Here is a 15,370-nt window from a genome sequence, read left to right on the forward strand (position 1 = left end):
AGCGGCCCACCGCACCGTCGCACCCGCCCACCGCACCGGCCCCGTACCCGCCCGCCGTCCGTGCCCCTTCAGAAGGCGTAGCGGATCGTCAGCCACGGGGCGTGGGTGTCCACCAGGCCGCGCACGGCCTCCACCGTCGCGGCCTTGACCGCATTGCGGTACCGCACGTTCCAGCTGCCGTTCTCGGACCGCTTGGCCTGCTGGAGGTCGGGGCGCCAGATGGCGTCCTCGGCGCGCGGGTGCCAGGCCAGGTTGACCTCGTGCAGGTCCCGGTTGTGCGTCAGCATGATCACTTCCGCCGCGGCCTGCTCCTTCACCCTCTGCGGCAGGACGTCGTCCATGTGCCGGAGCAGCTCCGCCCAGGACCGCTCCCAGCCGGGCCTGATGACGACGGGGGAGAGGTTGAAGTGGACCTCGTAGCCGGCGTCGAGGAAGTCCGCCGCCGCGGCGATGCGGTGCTCGACCGGGCTGGTGCGGATGTCCAGCAGCCGTGAGTCGTCCGGCGGCATCACGGAGAACCGGACCCGCGTCCTGCCGCGGGGTTCGAGCAGCAGCAGATCGGGGTTGACGAACTTGGTCGCGAACGATGCCTTGGCGGTGGGCCACCGGGCGAAGGCGTTCACCAGATCGGCGGTGTTCTCGCTGATCAGGGCGTCGACCGAGCAGTCGTTGTTCTCCCCGATGTCGTAGACCCACGCGCTCGGGTCGCACTGGTTCGGCTCGCTCTTGGGGCCCTGGCCGGCGACATGGCGTGCCAGACGGGCGACGATGCGGTCGACGTTCGTGAAGACGGTGATCGGATTGGCGTAGCCCTTGCGTCGCGGAACGTAGCAGTACGCGCACGCCATGGCGCATCCATTGGCGGCCCCGGGGGCGATCCAGTCCGCCGACCGGCCGTTGGGCCGTACGGTCAGGGTCTTCTTCTCGCCCAGCACCAGGACCGTGCTCTTGATCCGCACCCAGCGCTCGGCGTTCCCCTTGTTGCCGTGCAGCTCCGGAATGCGCCAGTGGGAGTCGGTGGAGACGACATCGGCGTCCGGGAACCTCGCGAGGATCTGCCGGCCCCGCGACGAGGACGCCGCCCCGGGCTCGGCGTGGATCTCCCGTACCGACAGCATGCGGCGCGCCTGCTCCGAGTCGCGGAAGAGCGGCCCGGTGGACCTTCGGGGCTCCGGGCCGGTCCGGAGCTCGTCGAGGCCGAACAACTCGTCGTGGTCGTCGTCCGGCATGCCGGACGGCTGGGAGGTGTGCATGCCTGCTCCGGAGTCTGTCGCGTCGTACTCCACCGTACGGGAGCACCGCCCGGCACGCGGCGCCGCGCGCCGCCGCCCGTGCGAACGACCCGGCCCGGTCCGCTCAGCCGCCCGTCCGCCGGCGGCCGTCCAGGTCAGCGCTGCCGCCGGCGCCCAGCAGCCCCGTCGCCGCGAACGCGGTGCTCCGCTGGAGCCGGGGAAGTTCCCGCTTCGAGAGCAGGGTGACCACCGGAGGCATGGCGCCCCGGACCACCTGCGTCGCGCGGAGCCAGGCGGGCGCGTACACGGCCGCGCTCCGCCGTTCGACGGCCCGCGCCATGCGCGCGGCCACCGTTTCGACCGGGTAGACCTTCCTCGCGGGCCTCGGCATGTGGGCCCGCAGCTCCCGCAGCACCGGATGCTGGTCCACGTCACGGATCATGTCGGTGTCGGTCCAGTTCAGGTACGCGATGCCCACCCCGACGCCCTCGTGGGCGAGCTCGGCGCGCAGGGAATGGGCGAAGGACTCCACACCGGCCTTGGAGGCGCAGTAGGCGCTCATCATGGGCGCCGCCCCGATCGAGGCCAGCGAGGCGATCTGCAGGTAGTAGCCGTGTGTCGTCCGCAGGCCGGGCAGGAAGGCACGCGCCGTGATCGCGCTGCCGATCAGATTCACCTCGATCACGCGCCGCCACAGCGCGGGGTCGGACTCCGCGAAGGGACCGCCCTCGGCCACTCCCGCGTTCGCCACCACGACCGACACGGGCCCGAGACGGTCGCGGACCTCGGCGGCGACCCGCGCCATCGTGTCCTCCTCGGTGACATCGGCCTCCCAGCACAGGGCCCGCCCGGCGAGGGTGTCCCGCACCTGGGCCAGTGTCGGCTCCTCCCGGCCGAGGAGGGCCACCGTGGCGCCGCGCCGGGCCAGCTCCCGCGCGGTCGCCGCCCCGAGGCCCCGGGCGGCACCGGTCACGACGGCGACACGGCCTTGCAGAGGACCTACTGCGCCCGTCACATGGACCTCCTGGAGAGGGAGCGGGCCCCGGTGGTACTCCGCGCCACCGGGCCCGGCAAGGGGTTCTCTCACCATAGGCACCAACGGCGGGGGCCGCAGCGCCACCGGGCAGCCACCCCCGCGGGACGTCCGGCCGGCGTGCTTCGGCGCGCGTCGTACTGACTGCCGGGGTGACCGCAGTGACCGTTCTTCGTTGACCGGGAAAGTCACAGCCCGCGTTCGACGAGCCGAGGTCCCATGCGGAAACAGCCAGCCCCTTCGCCGACCCCCATATCCGGACGGCGCCCGCGCGTCGACGAGGCGGAGGCGGTCCTCGTTGAGCACTACGGACACCTCGTACGCCTCGTCCACCTCGTCCTTCCGGCAGACCTGGGCCGTCACCGACGGGTGGTCACGGCCCATTCCGTGGTCCAGCGCACGCTGCCACGGGCGCCGGGCACCCGCGGAAACGTATCGTCCGCACAACCGCCGGCGGACGCCGCCGCCTACAGCTGGATACGTGACCGCGTCCTGAAGACCGCGCTCGGCTTCGAAAGGCCGCCCTGGGCGCCCCTGCGGCAGTGGTGGCAGCGGTCCGCCCGGTTGCCGCTGATACTGGGGGTACGGGTGTTCCCCAGTGCGGGCGGGGCCGACGAACTCGCCCTGTCCCAGGTGCTGTCGGGGATTCCGGCGGCGGCCCGTGCCGCTCTGGCCCTGTACGTGTTCGACGCACTGGCCGAGGACGAGATCGTCCCGGTGCTCTCCGCAGCGGGTGTCGCGGACCCCCGTGCGGCGCTGCGGACCGCGCTGAGCGTGCCGAATGTGCAGGACGGTTCGGCGGCCGCGCTCCTGCGGACCGGCGAGTTCGACCCCGGCCTGGTGCAGCTGCACCCGACGGACCTGCTGCGCCGCCGCAACCGCGCACGCCTCAGGCCGCCGTCCTGACCGCCGCGGCACTGGCCACGGCAGCGACCCTCACGACCGGGGAGAAGGCGCCGGCTCCCGGCGCTGTCGCGAACGGCCCCGCGGGCCGCGGCGCGTCGCTCCCGGCCCTGGACCCCGCGAAGCTGCGGACCGCCTCCGCCGAAGGCTGGGCCGACACCGCACGCGTCGACTTCTCCGCGTGGCCGGCCCGGGGCGCACGGGCCGGGGACCGCGCGTTGCTGCACCGCGCGCTGCGCGCCTGGGGCTCCCCCGGCGAGACCGTCCGCGTGACGGCGGCCGAGGACACCGTCACGGCGCCGCCGATCCGCCCGCCCCAGCTGCTGTACGCGGGTGACGTGAACGGCGAGGCCGTCGTCCTCCTGCACGACGGAGAGCGGCTCGTACGCTACGCCGAGCCCGCCACGGACGGCGGCGCCGCGGGGCGCGAGGACACGGCCGCCCTGGACTTCGCCCGGACCGACAACGCGGGCGTGACGACCGCCGCCGCCGTCGTCATCAGCCGCACCGCGGGCGGCGCCCGGTACCTCATGGCCCCCTGGATCGCCGAAACCGGCACCCGCGACCTGCTGCGCCCCGGAGCGGCGACCCGCCGTCTGCCGGCCGTGGACGGGGTCACCGCCGTAGTGCCCTCCCCGGCCACCGGCGGGGCGTGCACCTCCTGGCCGGTTCTCAGCCTCCGCTCCTCCGAACGGATCGTGGAGAAGCACGCGTTCCTCCTCACGGACCTCGGCGACCTGACGCCGGCGCACCTCACCCACACTCCGCCGCCCGGCTCCGGCGCCCCCGCGCGCCAGCCGCGCGAGGCGACGGGCCGGGAGGCGCTGGTGAGCTGGGCGCGAAGCGCCTGCACGCTCACCGCGATGCGCGGCCAGGGAGCGCGGGCCGTGAACGACTGGGTCTACGCCCGCCAGACGCTGCCGGGCGGCGGCCGTGCGGCCTGGGTGTGCACCCGCATGGAGGCGTGGCGGGGGACGGGGCGTGTCCAGGTGCGGTTCCAGCCGCCCGCAGCCGGCCCGGCGACCCCCGGAACCGTGGTGGCCGAGCAGGGCGGCACCGCGGCGTGCGGCCGCTTCGGGCAGCACGTGGTCGCCGCTGCGCAGTGGCGTTCCCCGCAGGGCCGGTGGTTCGTCCTGGCCGCCGGCAGCCGTTCGGTGAGCCGCATCAGCCTCTCGGGCGGAGTCGACGCGAGCAGCGCGGGTCCGACCATCGCCGTACCCGCCGCCGAGGGCACACAGGTGGAAGTCACCGCCTTCCACGCGGACGGGAGCGAACTGTCGCCGCTGCGCGGGCGGTGACGGCGGCCCGCGGGCGCGGCGCGACGGCGGCCCCCTCGCGCCGCGCCCGCGGAGGGGATCATTCCGCGGCTCCCCGCCCGGGGCCGCCCGGAAGGGTGGCGGTGCGGTCGCTGCCCTGCCCCCTGACGCGGCCGGTCCGTTGGACGTGCGAACTGCGTCATCGGGTGTACGCACCGGAACCGGGCCGGCGTGCGCCCGCCCTGCCCGTAGGCGGTCCCGCTCGCGCCCGGGCGGGAGCCGGGACGTCCGGTCGCGCGGACGGCCTGCCGTTCTGGGGACAACTCGCCTCTGTAGTCTGCGTGTTGACCTTGAAGTGAGCTTGTTTCCCAAAGGGGGCCCCGTGGCCGAGCAGCCGACACCTTCCGATGTGTCCCGGCAGAGCGACAGGATCAACACCGCGCAGCCGCACACGGCCCGGATCTGGAACTACTGGCTGGGTGGCAAGGACCATTACGCGGTCGACCAGGAGGCCGGTGACCAGATACGCAAGCTGCACCCGGGCATCGGCGACTACGCCCGGGCGGACCGGCTGTTCCTCGGGCGCGCGGTGCGCCACTTGGCCGCCGACCGCGGGATCCGGCAGTTCCTCGACATCGGTACCGGTCTGCCGACGGCCGACAACACCCACGAGGTCGCCCAGCGGTCGGTGCCGGAGTCCCGCATCGTCTACGTCGACAACGACCCGCTGGTGCTCGCCCACGCGCGTGCCCTGCTCACCAGCACACCGGAGGGGAGGACCGACTACCTCGACGAGGACCTGCGCAACGTCGACCTCATCCTGGAACACGCGGCGAAGACACTGGACTTCGGTGAACCGGTCGCGCTCATGCTGCTCGGCGTGGTCATCTTCCTCGAGGACGACGAGGAGGCGTACGGCATCGTCGGCCGCCTGATGGACGCACTGCCGTCCGGGAGCCACCTGGTCCTCTCCCACACGGTCACGGACCCGGCGATGCCCGATGTGGACGCCGCGGTGGCGTTCTGGAACGAGCACGGCACCCCGAAGCTCACCCAGCGCACCCCCGACCAGGTGGCCCGGTTCTTCGACGGCCTGGAGCTCCTCGACCCCGGTGTGGTGTCGTGCAGCCGCTGGCGTCCCGAGGCGGACGTCACCGGCCTGCCGGACGAGGTGGCTATGTTCGGCGGGGTCGCGCGCAAGCCCTGAGGCATCGCCGGTGTCCACGGCCCCGCCCGTCGGGCGAACGTGCGGTGACGGTGCGTCGTACCCTGAAGCCGTGACACCCGATCCGGATCCCGCGGTCGCCGAGGGCGGCGGTGCCGGAGCGGCTCTGAGCACCGGTGCGGTCGCCCGCAGGCTCGGTGTCGCTCCCACCACCCTCCGCACCTGGGAGCACCGTTACTCGATCGGTCCCGCGTCGCGTCAGGACGGCAAGCACCGCCGGTGGACGCCGCAGGACATCGCCCGCCTCGAAGAGATGTGCCGCCTCACCTCGCAGGGCGTTCCCCCCGCCGAGGCCGCTCGCGCGGCCCTGCGCCCGCTGCCCGGCGGGGACGGCCGGCCGCCCGCCCCCCCGGCTCCGCGCGCCGTTCTGTCGCCCGGGGGCCGCAACGCCCTGCCGCTCGGGGACGTGCGGCAGGAGTGCCGCGGCCTCGCCCGTGCGGCCGTACGCCTCGACGCGCCCGCCGTCGAGGAGTTGCTCGACGCCGCGCTCGCCGAACACGGCCTGGTCGCGGCCTGGGAGGAGGTGTTCGCTCCCACGCTCCACGCGGTGGGGCGCAAGTGGGCCTCTTCCGGCGAGCGTTACGTCGAGGTCGAGCACCTGCTGTCCTGGCAGATCTCGTCGGCCATCCGCCGCGTACGAACGGTCCGCGGGCCGGCAGGCATCGCCCCCGCGCTGCTCGCCTGCGTACCGGGCGAGCAGCACACCCTCCCCCTGGAGGCGCTCACGGCCGCCCTGGGGCAGCGGGGTCTGCCCGCGAGGATGTTCGGCGCTGCCCTTCCCACCGAGGCCCTCCACGCGGCGGTACGCCGCATCGGCCCGTCGGTGGTGGTGCTGTGGGCACAGTCCCGTTCGACCGCCGACCGCGCGCCGGTCCAGCTCGTCTCGGGGATGGAATGGGGTCTGCGAGGCGCCAGGGCCAATCCTGCTCTGCTGCTCGCCGGCCCCGGTTGGACGACGACGCCGCACGTACCGGGCACCGGGCGGCTGCACGGCCTGCGGTCCGGGACCGAGACCGTCGAGTCCTTGCTCGTCGGGTGACACGAGGATCCACACCGCCGAACCGCTGTTCGCCTCTCGTGTGTGTCACACATTTCCCCGTGTGTCATTGAAAAGCCGGATCATCCCCATGTGATCGAGTGGATGCCGACTGCCGCCCGTGCGAAACGGTGGTGGCGCATCCGAACGGCCTGTCTTCCCAGAAGGACGAGTAACACCCGTCGATCCCCGCGGAGGACCATGATGCATCCGAGCAGCTCCACCGAGCCGGACTCGACCAGGCGCGGGCCGGACACAGGCCACGGCTCCTGCGCCGGCACCGACAGGGACGTGCCCGCCGCGGTGGGCGAGGTGCTCGAGGGACTGCTCCGGGAACGGATCGCGCGGGCACGGACACTCGACGAGACCTTCGCCCGGGACATCGCGGAACGCGTCGCCGACTTCACGCTCCACGGGGGCGGACGCACACGGTCCCAGTTCTTGTGGTGGTCGATGCGTGCGTGCGGGGGCGCGGAACGGGAGAGGCCCGCAGCGCTCCGCGTGGCGGCGGCGCTCGAACTGATCCAGACCTGTGCCCTTGTCCTGGACGATGTGATGGACGGGTCGTCCAGGCGCCGCGGCCGCTCCGCCTTCCACACGCGGCTGGAGGCGCAGTACCCCACATCCCGGGCGGCCCCGCCGGGCGCCGTCTCCTTCGGCGCCTCCGCCGCCGTCCTCGGGGGCGACCTCGCACTGGTGTGGGCCGACGACATCATCGCCGACACCGCCTACGGCCACGGCGTCCGGCCGCGGGTGCTGAGCCTGTGGCGCGCGCTGCGCATGGAGATGGTCGCGGGGCAGTACCTGGATCTGCGAGGGCAGGGGCAAGGCCAGGAGCAGGGGCAGGAGGCCGGTTTCCGGTCGGTCGCCAGGGCGATGCGCACAGCCTGTCTCAAGTCCGCGCTGTACTCGGTCGAACGGCCGCTCGCGCTCGGAGCCGCTCTCGCGGGAGCCGACGACAGGACCACGAGGGCTCTGTGCTCCGCCGGCCGCAACGCGGGCATCGCCTTCCAGCTGCGCGACGACATCGAGGGCGTGTTCGGCGACCCCCGCACGACCGGAAAGCCGTCGGGCGACGACATGAAGGCCGGCAGACTCACCTGTCTGGCCGCCGTCGCACGCGCGACGGCGGCCTCACGAGGCGACACGGACTCCCTGGCCGTGCTCGACAACGCGCTGGGCAACCCGGCCCTGACCCGGGCCGGCCTGGAGGAGGTGCGGCAGGTCCTCGTCGCCACGGGGGCGCGCAGCGCCGTGGAGACGAGGATCGAGAGGCTGCTGGCGGTCGGCTCCCGCCGGCTGGCCGCGGCAGCCCTGTCGTCGCCCGCGTCGGCCCGTCTGGCCCGGCTGCTGAACGCCGTGGCCGCGCCCCGGACCGGTGTGCCCCCTGCGCACACCGGACCCGTACAGGACGGCATACCGGCTCTGCTGACGGCCGGAGTCGCGGAAGGAGACCGGTGATGCGCACAGTCAAGGGGCGGACCGACCACGTCGTGGTGGTCGGAGCCGGGCTCGCCGGTCTGTCCGCCGCGCTGCACCTGCTCGGCGCGGGCCGCCGGGTCACCGTCGTCGAGCGCGACACGCAGCCCGGTGGACGGGCCGGCCGGGTGGACAGGGGAGGCTACCGGTTCGACACGGGCCCGACCGTGCTGACCATGCCGGAGCTCGTCGAGGACGCGTTCGCCGCCGTCGGCCGGAAACTCACCGACCGGCTGGAACTCGTCGCCCTGCACCCCGCCTACCGGGCGCAGTTCGCCGACGGCAGCGCCCTGGACGTGCACACCGACGCCGAGGCCATGGAGGCGGAGATCGAGAGCTTCGCGGGAGCGCGCGACGCCCTCGGGTACCGCCGCCTGCGCGGTTGGCTGCAGGAGCTGTACCACGCCCAGATGCGGCGCTTCATCGACACGAACTTCGATTCGCCGTTCCAGCTCCTGCACCCCGACCTCGCCCGTCTCGCGGTGCTGGGCGGCTTCGGCCGCCTCGACCCCCGGATCGGCCGCTTCATCAGCGACGAGAGGCTGCGGAGGGTCTTCTCCTTCCAGGCCCTGTACGCCGGAGTCCCGCCAGCCCGCGCCCTCGCCGCGTACGCGGTCATCGCCTACATGGACACGGTCGCGGGCGTCTACTTCCCCATGGGGGGCATGCACGCCCTTCCGCGCGCCATGGCCGACACCGCCGCCGACGCCGGCGCCACCTTCCGGTACGGCCAGCACGTGACCCGGCTGGAACGCAGGGGGGAGAGAGTCACGGCCGTCATCACCGACCGGCTGCGCATTCCCTGCGACGCGGTCGTGCTGACACCGGACCTGCCCGTCACCTACCGCCTGCTGGGCCGCAGGCCGAAGCGCCCCCTTGGCCTGCGGCACTCCCCGTCCGCCGTCGTCCTGCACGTCGGCACCGATCGCACCTGGCCGCAACTGGCCCACCACACACTCTCGTTCGGAGCGAAGTGGAATGAAACCTTCCATGAGCTGACCGGCAGCGGACGGCTGATGAGCGACCCGTCCCTGCTCATCACCCGGCCGACCGCCACCGACCCGCTGCTCGCCCCGGCCGGACGGCACGTGCACTACATCCTGGCGCCCTGCCCCAACACGGACATCGGCCCGAGCCGCGAGCAGTGGCACGACCTCGCTCCCCACTACCGCCTGAGCGTGCTCGCCGAACTGGAACGCCGCGGACTGACCGGCCTCGCCGGGGCCATCGAGGAGGAGTGCCTGATCACCCCCGCCGACTGGACCGAACAGGGACACGCGGCCGGTACGCCGTTCTCGGCGGCCCACACCTTCGCCCAGACAGGCCCCTTCCGCCCCCGCAACCTGGTCCGCGGAACGGCGAACGCCGTCATCGCGGGATGCGGAACGACCCCGGGTGTCGGCGTGCCCACCGTCCTCATCTCCGGGAAGCTCGCGGCCGCCCGCATCACCGGAGCCACAAGGCCCGCCCGGTCCCGCGCCCACCACCGGAACCCCGTGGGCGGTGCCTCGTGACGCGCCGGGAACTGGCGGCCGCGGGCATCACCGAGCCCCGTCTGCGCGCCGCCTACACGCACTGCCGCGCCCTCAACGCCCGCCACGGCAAGACCTACTTCCTCGCCACCCGTCTGCTGCCCGTCGAGCGGCGGCCGGCCGTCCACGCCCTGTACGGTTTCGCCCGCTGGGCCGACGACATCGTCGACGACCTGGGCACCCGGGCGTCCGCCGCCGAGCGCGGCGCCCGGTTGACCGCCCTGGCGGCGCGCCTGCGGGACGGGCTGCGAACGGGCCGCAGCCCCGAACCCGTCGTGCACGCCCTCGCCGACACCGCGGCCCGGTACGGCATCGACCCCCGGCACTTCGACGACTTCCTCGCCTCCATGCGCTGCGACCTCGAAGTGACGGACTATCCGACGATGGACGATCTGAACCGGTACATGCACGGATCGGCCGCCGTGATCGGCCTGCAGATGCTGCCGGTGCTCGGCACCGTCGTGCCGCGCGCCGAGGCCGCACCGCACGCGGCAGCCCTCGGAGTGGCGTTCCAGCTGACGAACTTCCTGCGGGACGTCGGCGAGGACCTCGACCGCGGGCGGGTCTACCTGCCCGCGGATCTGCTGGCCGCGCACGGAGTCGACCGCGAGCTGCTGCTCTGGAGCCGGGCGGCCGGCCGGAGCGACCCCCGGATCGTCGAAGCGCTCAAGGCCGCGGCGCACCTGACCAAGGGCGTGTACCGCGAGGCCGCACCCGGGCTGCCCATGCTCGACCCCGTCTCCCGCCCCTGCATCCGGACCGCCTTCACCCTGTACGGCGGCATCCTCGAAGCCATCGCCGACGACGGGTACGCGTGCGTCCACCGGCGCGCGGTGGTCCCGCCCCTGCGGAGGGCGGTGGTCGCTCTCGACGGCCTGAGCCGGCTGGCCGTGGCCAGGAGCAGGGCGTCGCGCACGGGAGCCGGGCGCCCCGCCGGCCCGGCCGCCACGCCCGTGGAGGAGCAGCTCGCATGACGTCCCCGTCACCCGCCGGCCGCCGCCGCTTCCCGCTCAGTTTCCGCCGTACGCCGACCCCTTGGGACAAGCAGCGCCCGACCTGGCGCGATGCCCGCCCCGCCGTGATCGACGCCGCGCTCAAGCGCGCTCTCGCCCGTCCGTCCGGGAACTGGTACGTACTCGCGGACGCCCGCGAGATCACGTCGGAGGGCTCGTTCGGGCGCACCGTCGCGGGCGTGGAGGTCGTCGCCTGGCGCGACGCGCAGGGGCGGCCGGTCGCGGGTCCCGGAGCGTGTCCGCACCTCGGCGCGCCACTGGGCCGCAGCCCCGTCCGCTGCGGCACCCTCGTCTGCCACTGGCACGGGCTGGCCCTGGACGGGAGGGCGTACGCGGGGTGGGAGCCGTTTCCCGCGTACGACGACGGTGTCCTGGTGTGGGTGCGGCTGGACGAGGCGGGCGGGGAGCCGCCGCTGGAGCAGCCCGTCGTACCGGCGCGTCCGCGTTCGCGGTCCGCCGTGGCCGCCGTGTACACCGGGGCCGGTGTGTGCGAGCCGCAGGACATCGTGGCGAACAGGCTGGACCCCTGGCACGGTGCGTGGTTCCACCCGTACTCGTTCGTCGACCTCGGCGTCGTCGGTGCCCCGGGCGGTGAAGCGGGTGAGGACGACGACGCGTTCGCCGTGCGGGTGTCCTTCCGACTCGCGAGCCGCGTCGTCGTCCCCGTGACCGCCGTCTTCACCGCGCCCGAACCTCGCACCGTCGTCATGCACATCACCGAGGGGGAGGGGGCGGGGTCGGTCGTCGAGACACATGCCACCCCGCTGGAGCCGGACCTCCACGGCCGGCCGCGCACCGCGGTGATCGAAGCGGTGGTCGCCGCGTCCGACCGGCCCGGGTTCGCCGCGGCCCGCGCGCTGACTCCCGTACTGCGGCCGCTGATGCGCGCCGCTGCCGGACGGCTGTGGCGCGACGACCTCGCCTACGCCCAGCGCCGGTGGCAGCTCCGCAGCACCGGCCGGTTCCCGGGCTGACTCCGCGCTCCCGCCCCGGCGGCGCTCGGCGCGCCGGCCGGGGCCGTCAGCACGCGCCGAGCCGCCCGAGTGCCCGCAGGACGGACGAGCGGCCCCGGTCCGGCACGGTCCACAGGGCGTGCCCCCGGATCCGCCACCGGGCGAGCAGGGCGTTCGCCGCGAGGAAGCCGCTGGTCGCGGCGCGTTCCATCAGCGCCACCGGCAGTTCCGTACGCACCAGGTCGCCGGCCACCATGACGGACGGGTCGGGCGTACGGACCGCCGGGCGTCCGCGGTAGCCGCCGACAGGGAACAGCGGGCAGTCGCTCCGCCACTCGTGCCGCTCGTCCACCACCTTCGCGTCACGGGTCTCCGGGTACACCCGGTGCAGCTGCCGCAGCATCCGGTCCTGGACCGCTTCCCGGTCACCGGCCCGCGCCACGGCGTAGGCGTGCAGCTCGACGACGGATCCGCCGGTGCGCAGGGCCCACCGGTGGGCCTCGCCCTCCCAGCGCTCCAGCACGCTGACGTTGTCGAGGTCGCCGTACCCGCTCGTGCCGAGGAAACCGGGCCGGTCCGCGGCCACCGGCCGGTCCAGCCACAGCCGCGACACCAGGAACGGCGGCGCGGTGCGAAGGGCCGCGATCCCGGCGCGCCAGACCGGGTCGCCCAGCGACGGCGAGGCGGCCACCACCTGCCGCAGCCCCTGTGTGTCCAGGGCCAGTACGACGGCGTCGTGGCGGGCGGTGCGCCCTGAGGCGGTCACCTCCAGCGCACCGCCGTCGACCGGCCGCACGGTCTCCACCGGCGTCCCGGTGCGGATGCGGGCGCCCAGGCTGTCGACGTGGCCGGCCAGCGGCTCCCACAGCGCCTGGGGGAACGGCTCGCGCGGTACGTCGAACAGCAGGCCCTCGCTCGACCCCAGGAAGTAGATGTGGAACATCAGGGCCAGCTCGGCCGCGGACAGTTCGCGGGGGTCGGCGAAGAAACTGCGGGAGAACACCTCGAACGCGAGATGGTGCGCGGCCTGCGGGAACCGGATGTCCGCGAGGAAGTCCGCCGCGCTGACGCCGTCGAGCCGCTCGTACACGTCGGGCACCCGGACGTCCAGCAACGGCAGCGCGGCCCGCGGACTCATGCGCAGCAGGTCCGCCCATCCGAACGACGGGCTGCGGGCGACGAATCCGAGCGCGCTGAGCGGGGGAGTGCGCGGCACCTTCGCGAAGCTGTCGTACATGCCGCCGCTGTGGCGCAGCGGGTAGTCGGGAAGGCCCGTCAGGGTGTGCAGCCCGGGGTCGGCGCGGCGCAGCAGCGCCCGCAGGTTGTAGTACTGCCGGAAGAAGGCGTGGAAACCGCGGCTCATCGTCGCCGTCGAGCCGTCGGTCAGCTCGACGGGCCAGCCGGCCAGCCGTCCCCCGAGTCCGCCGTCGCGTTCGTACAGGGTGACGCCGACGCCCCGTTCGGCCAGAGCGGTCGCGGCGGCGAGGCCCGCGATGCCGCCGCCGACGACCGCGACCCGGGGCGCGGGCTCCGGGGCGTGTGCACGGCCGGGGCGGGCCGGCAGCACCCGTGCCCTGGGGTCGCGGCCGTGCCGCAGCGGGCTCCTGTCGCGCCTCACGCGTCCTCCTCCGTCGTGCCGGGCTCCGTCGTGCCGGGCCTTGCCGTGCCGGGTGTGTGCGCCACGAAGGTGTGCGTGATCCCGGTCTGCCATCCCGGCAGGGGGAGAGTCCGCACCCCGGCGAAGCCGGTCCCGCGCAGTCTGGCCGCGAACGCGTCCGCGGTGTCGAACGCGACGACGCTGCGCCACAGATGGTCGTAGAGCGCGGTGTCTCCGTGGCGCCGGCCGAGCGGCATCACCAGCGCCTTGCACACCGCCGTCCACACCGCGCGGTCCGCCGCGCGGCCGCTGAGCGTGTACTCGTGGACGGCGATGCGCCCGCCCGGCGCGAGAGCGGAGCGGACGGCCGCCAGGACCTGGTCCGGATCGTCGACGTTGCGGAACAGGTACGCCGCGAACACGGCGTCGAACGGCCCGTGGACACCCGCCTCCTCCAGCAGTTCCACGGGGCTGTGCACGAAGGAGACACCGGGCGGCCAGGGCTTGGCCCGGGCCCGCTCCAGCATCCCCGCGGAGGCGTCCACGGCCGTGATCCCGGCGAGGGGAGCGGCCCGGAGCAGTGCGGCGGTGGAGGCGCCGGTGCCGCAGCCGAGGTCGAGGAGGCGCAGGCCCCTGCCGGCGGCCGGGAGGCCGAGTCGGCGGGCCGAGCGGCGCAGGTGGCGGTGGTAGCCCGGGTTGGCCGAGGTCATCCGGTCGTACGTCCGCGCGGCGTGGTCGAAGGCGGCGGACAGATCGGCGTCGCGCAGGAGGGACATGCGGTCCTTTCGTGGCGAAGGCGGTTCGCCGGGGTGGGCTGTCCATGACGTGTCATGGCGTGGGCGTGCGTCTGGGCAGACGCGGGACTTCGAGGACGGTACGGAGCATGGGGCGCACGGGCGTGTGCAGGCCGATGCGGACGTCCTCCCACCAGTGGGTGCGACCGTCGAGGAAGCGCAGCAGCCGTTCCGTCGGGACCTCGCGGAACAGGCGTGTGAAGAACGACGCGCCGTCCACCCGCCCGGTGTCCAGCGCCCTCAGCAGGACGGAGTCCAGTGCTCTGGACCGGGCCGGGTGGGGAGCGGGGACGAGCGGCGTGCGCCCTTTCAGCAGCGCCTCGGCGATGGCCCCCGTCTGACGCTGCGTCGCGGAGAAGGTGTAGCCGGTGGAGGGCCGGGTCGCTCCTCCCGCCGCGCCGATGAGAAAGACGCACCGGCCCGTCCTGCGGGGGAAAACGGCGTCGGTCATGGGGATCACCCCCTGCTCCGTGGCGGTGACGCGCAGATCGCCGAGGCCGAGCACGTCCCTCGTGTAGTGGCGCAGGGCGCGTTCGTAGGCGTCCTCGGTCAGCACCCGCCGGGAGAACTCCGTGTACTCCACCAGGGCCTCGTGGGCACTGAACGGCAGGACGTAGCCGAAGGAGAGCCCATGGCCGGGCTGCGGGGTGCGAAAGTCCATGAGTTCCACGACCGAGGGATCGAACACCGGACGGCCGGTCTTCACGAACCACCCCCGGAAGTGCTGGAGCAGGGTGGTACGCGCCGGATACGGCTCACGGGGCGGACGGGAGTCGAAAGCCCAGCGCGCCCGGATCCGTACCTCACGGCCCGCCGCGTCGTGCCCGCGCACCTCGGCGCCGCCGGCAACGTCGCGGACCGTCTCGACGGCGGCCTCGAACCTGCGGTGCCCGGCGCGGCGCAGGCGCTCGGACAGCAGCCGCTCGAAACTCTCCGAGGTGAGCATCTTGTACTGGAGCGGAGACGGTTCGCCCAGCACCCGGACCCCGTCGGGCCCCGTCACCCGCAACCTGTCCCAGCGGGCGGACAGGGCGTCGTCGTACTCCCCGCCGGACTCCTCCCAGAAGCACCACGTACGCCGGGGCGGCCGGAGCGGTCCCGGCGGGGCGTCCACGACGGCGACCGACAACGGCCGCCGTGCGGAAGGAACCGTGCTCAGTCTGTGCGCCAGCGACAGGCCGGCCGCGCCGGCGCCGATCACGACCACATCGGCGTACCACACCGTGTCTCCCACACCGTGCCTCCCTCCCCGAAGCCCCCGCGAATTCGTGCCGTCCACCGATCGGATACCGATGTTTCCGCAGCAGACCCGGCGGT

Annotated in this window: 13 protein-coding genes; 8 read left to right on the forward strand and 5 right to left on the reverse strand. The window is 73.9% G+C overall.

Features of this window, described 5'->3' with window-relative positions:
* Positions 1-68: 68 nt before the first annotated feature.
* Both ABD374_RS16065 and ABD374_RS16070 read right to left on the reverse strand, forming a co-directional pair.
* Positions 69-1,253 carry a spore photoproduct lyase family protein gene (locus tag ABD374_RS16065; RefSeq protein WP_344495701.1) on the reverse strand — a complete coding sequence of 395 codons (1,185 nt, stop codon included), beginning with the start codon at positions 1,251-1,253 and terminating at the stop codon, positions 69-71.
* Between the two features lie 103 nt (positions 1,254-1,356).
* Positions 1,357-2,247, reverse strand: a complete 891-nt coding sequence (locus tag ABD374_RS16070; RefSeq protein WP_344495703.1) for an SDR family oxidoreductase — start codon at positions 2,245-2,247, stop codon at positions 1,357-1,359.
* 237 nt (positions 2,248-2,484) lie between these two features.
* On the opposite strand from ABD374_RS16070, the gene ABD374_RS16075 reads away from it, so the two are divergent.
* From ABD374_RS16075 to ABD374_RS16110, 8 genes are all read left to right on the forward strand, one after another.
* Complete coding sequence (locus tag ABD374_RS16075) at positions 2,485-3,171, forward strand: hypothetical protein (protein ID WP_344495705.1); 687 nt, start codon at positions 2,485-2,487, stop codon at positions 3,169-3,171.
* A 215-nt stretch (positions 3,172-3,386) separates the two neighbouring features.
* On the forward strand, positions 3,387-4,466 hold the full coding sequence (locus tag ABD374_RS16080) for a hypothetical protein (protein ID WP_344495707.1): 1,080 nt from the start codon (positions 3,387-3,389) through the stop codon (positions 4,464-4,466).
* 340 nt (positions 4,467-4,806) lie between these two features.
* Positions 4,807-5,631 carry an SAM-dependent methyltransferase gene (locus tag ABD374_RS16085; RefSeq protein WP_344495709.1) on the forward strand — a complete coding sequence of 275 codons (825 nt, stop codon included), beginning with the start codon at positions 4,807-4,809 and terminating at the stop codon, positions 5,629-5,631.
* 70 nt (positions 5,632-5,701) lie between these two features.
* Positions 5,702-6,688: a MerR family transcriptional regulator gene (locus ABD374_RS16090; protein ID WP_344495711.1), complete on the forward strand. Its 987-nt coding sequence runs from the start codon at positions 5,702-5,704 to the stop codon at positions 6,686-6,688.
* A gap of 198 nt (positions 6,689-6,886) precedes the next feature.
* The gene (locus ABD374_RS16095) at positions 6,887-8,146 is read left to right on the forward strand and encodes a polyprenyl synthetase family protein (protein ID WP_344495713.1); all 1,260 of its coding nucleotides are present in this window, start codon (positions 6,887-6,889) and stop codon (positions 8,144-8,146) included.
* A complete protein-coding gene (locus tag ABD374_RS16100; RefSeq protein WP_344495715.1) occupies positions 8,146-9,678 on the forward strand; it encodes a phytoene desaturase in 1,533 nt (510 codons plus the stop codon). Before ABD374_RS16095 ends, ABD374_RS16100 begins: the two co-directional genes overlap by 1 nt.
* A complete protein-coding gene (locus tag ABD374_RS16105) occupies positions 9,675-10,670 on the forward strand; it encodes a phytoene/squalene synthase family protein (RefSeq protein ID WP_344495717.1) in 996 nt (331 codons plus the stop codon). The genes ABD374_RS16100 and ABD374_RS16105 overlap by 4 nt, the downstream gene beginning before the upstream one ends.
* The gene (locus ABD374_RS16110) at positions 10,667-11,683 is read left to right on the forward strand and encodes a DUF5914 domain-containing protein (RefSeq protein WP_344495719.1); all 1,017 of its coding nucleotides are present in this window, start codon (positions 10,667-10,669) and stop codon (positions 11,681-11,683) included. Before ABD374_RS16105 ends, ABD374_RS16110 begins: the two co-directional genes overlap by 4 nt.
* Positions 11,684-11,729: 46 nt before the next feature.
* Here ABD374_RS16110 and ABD374_RS16115 read toward each other — a convergent pair whose 3' ends face one another.
* Genes ABD374_RS16115 through ABD374_RS16125 form a run of 3 tightly spaced genes read right to left on the reverse strand, consistent with a single transcriptional unit; the run spans position 11,730 to position 15,287 of the window.
* Complete coding sequence (locus ABD374_RS16115) at positions 11,730-13,280, reverse strand: FAD-dependent oxidoreductase (protein WP_344495721.1); 1,551 nt, start codon at positions 13,278-13,280, stop codon at positions 11,730-11,732.
* On the reverse strand, positions 13,277-14,035 hold the full coding sequence (locus ABD374_RS16120; RefSeq protein WP_344495723.1) for a class I SAM-dependent DNA methyltransferase: 759 nt from the start codon (positions 14,033-14,035) through the stop codon (positions 13,277-13,279). The genes ABD374_RS16115 and ABD374_RS16120 overlap by 4 nt, the downstream gene beginning before the upstream one ends.
* A gap of 52 nt (positions 14,036-14,087) precedes the next feature.
* Positions 14,088-15,287 carry a lycopene cyclase family protein gene (locus ABD374_RS16125; RefSeq protein WP_425577253.1) on the reverse strand — a complete coding sequence of 400 codons (1,200 nt, stop codon included), beginning with the start codon at positions 15,285-15,287 and terminating at the stop codon, positions 14,088-14,090.
* Between the last annotated feature and the right edge of the window lie 83 nt (positions 15,288-15,370).

Origin of the sequence: Streptomyces enissocaesilis (genome assembly GCF_039533765.1) — a bacterium.
GTDB classification, from domain to species: domain Bacteria; phylum Actinomycetota; class Actinomycetes; order Streptomycetales; family Streptomycetaceae; genus Streptomyces; species Streptomyces enissocaesilis.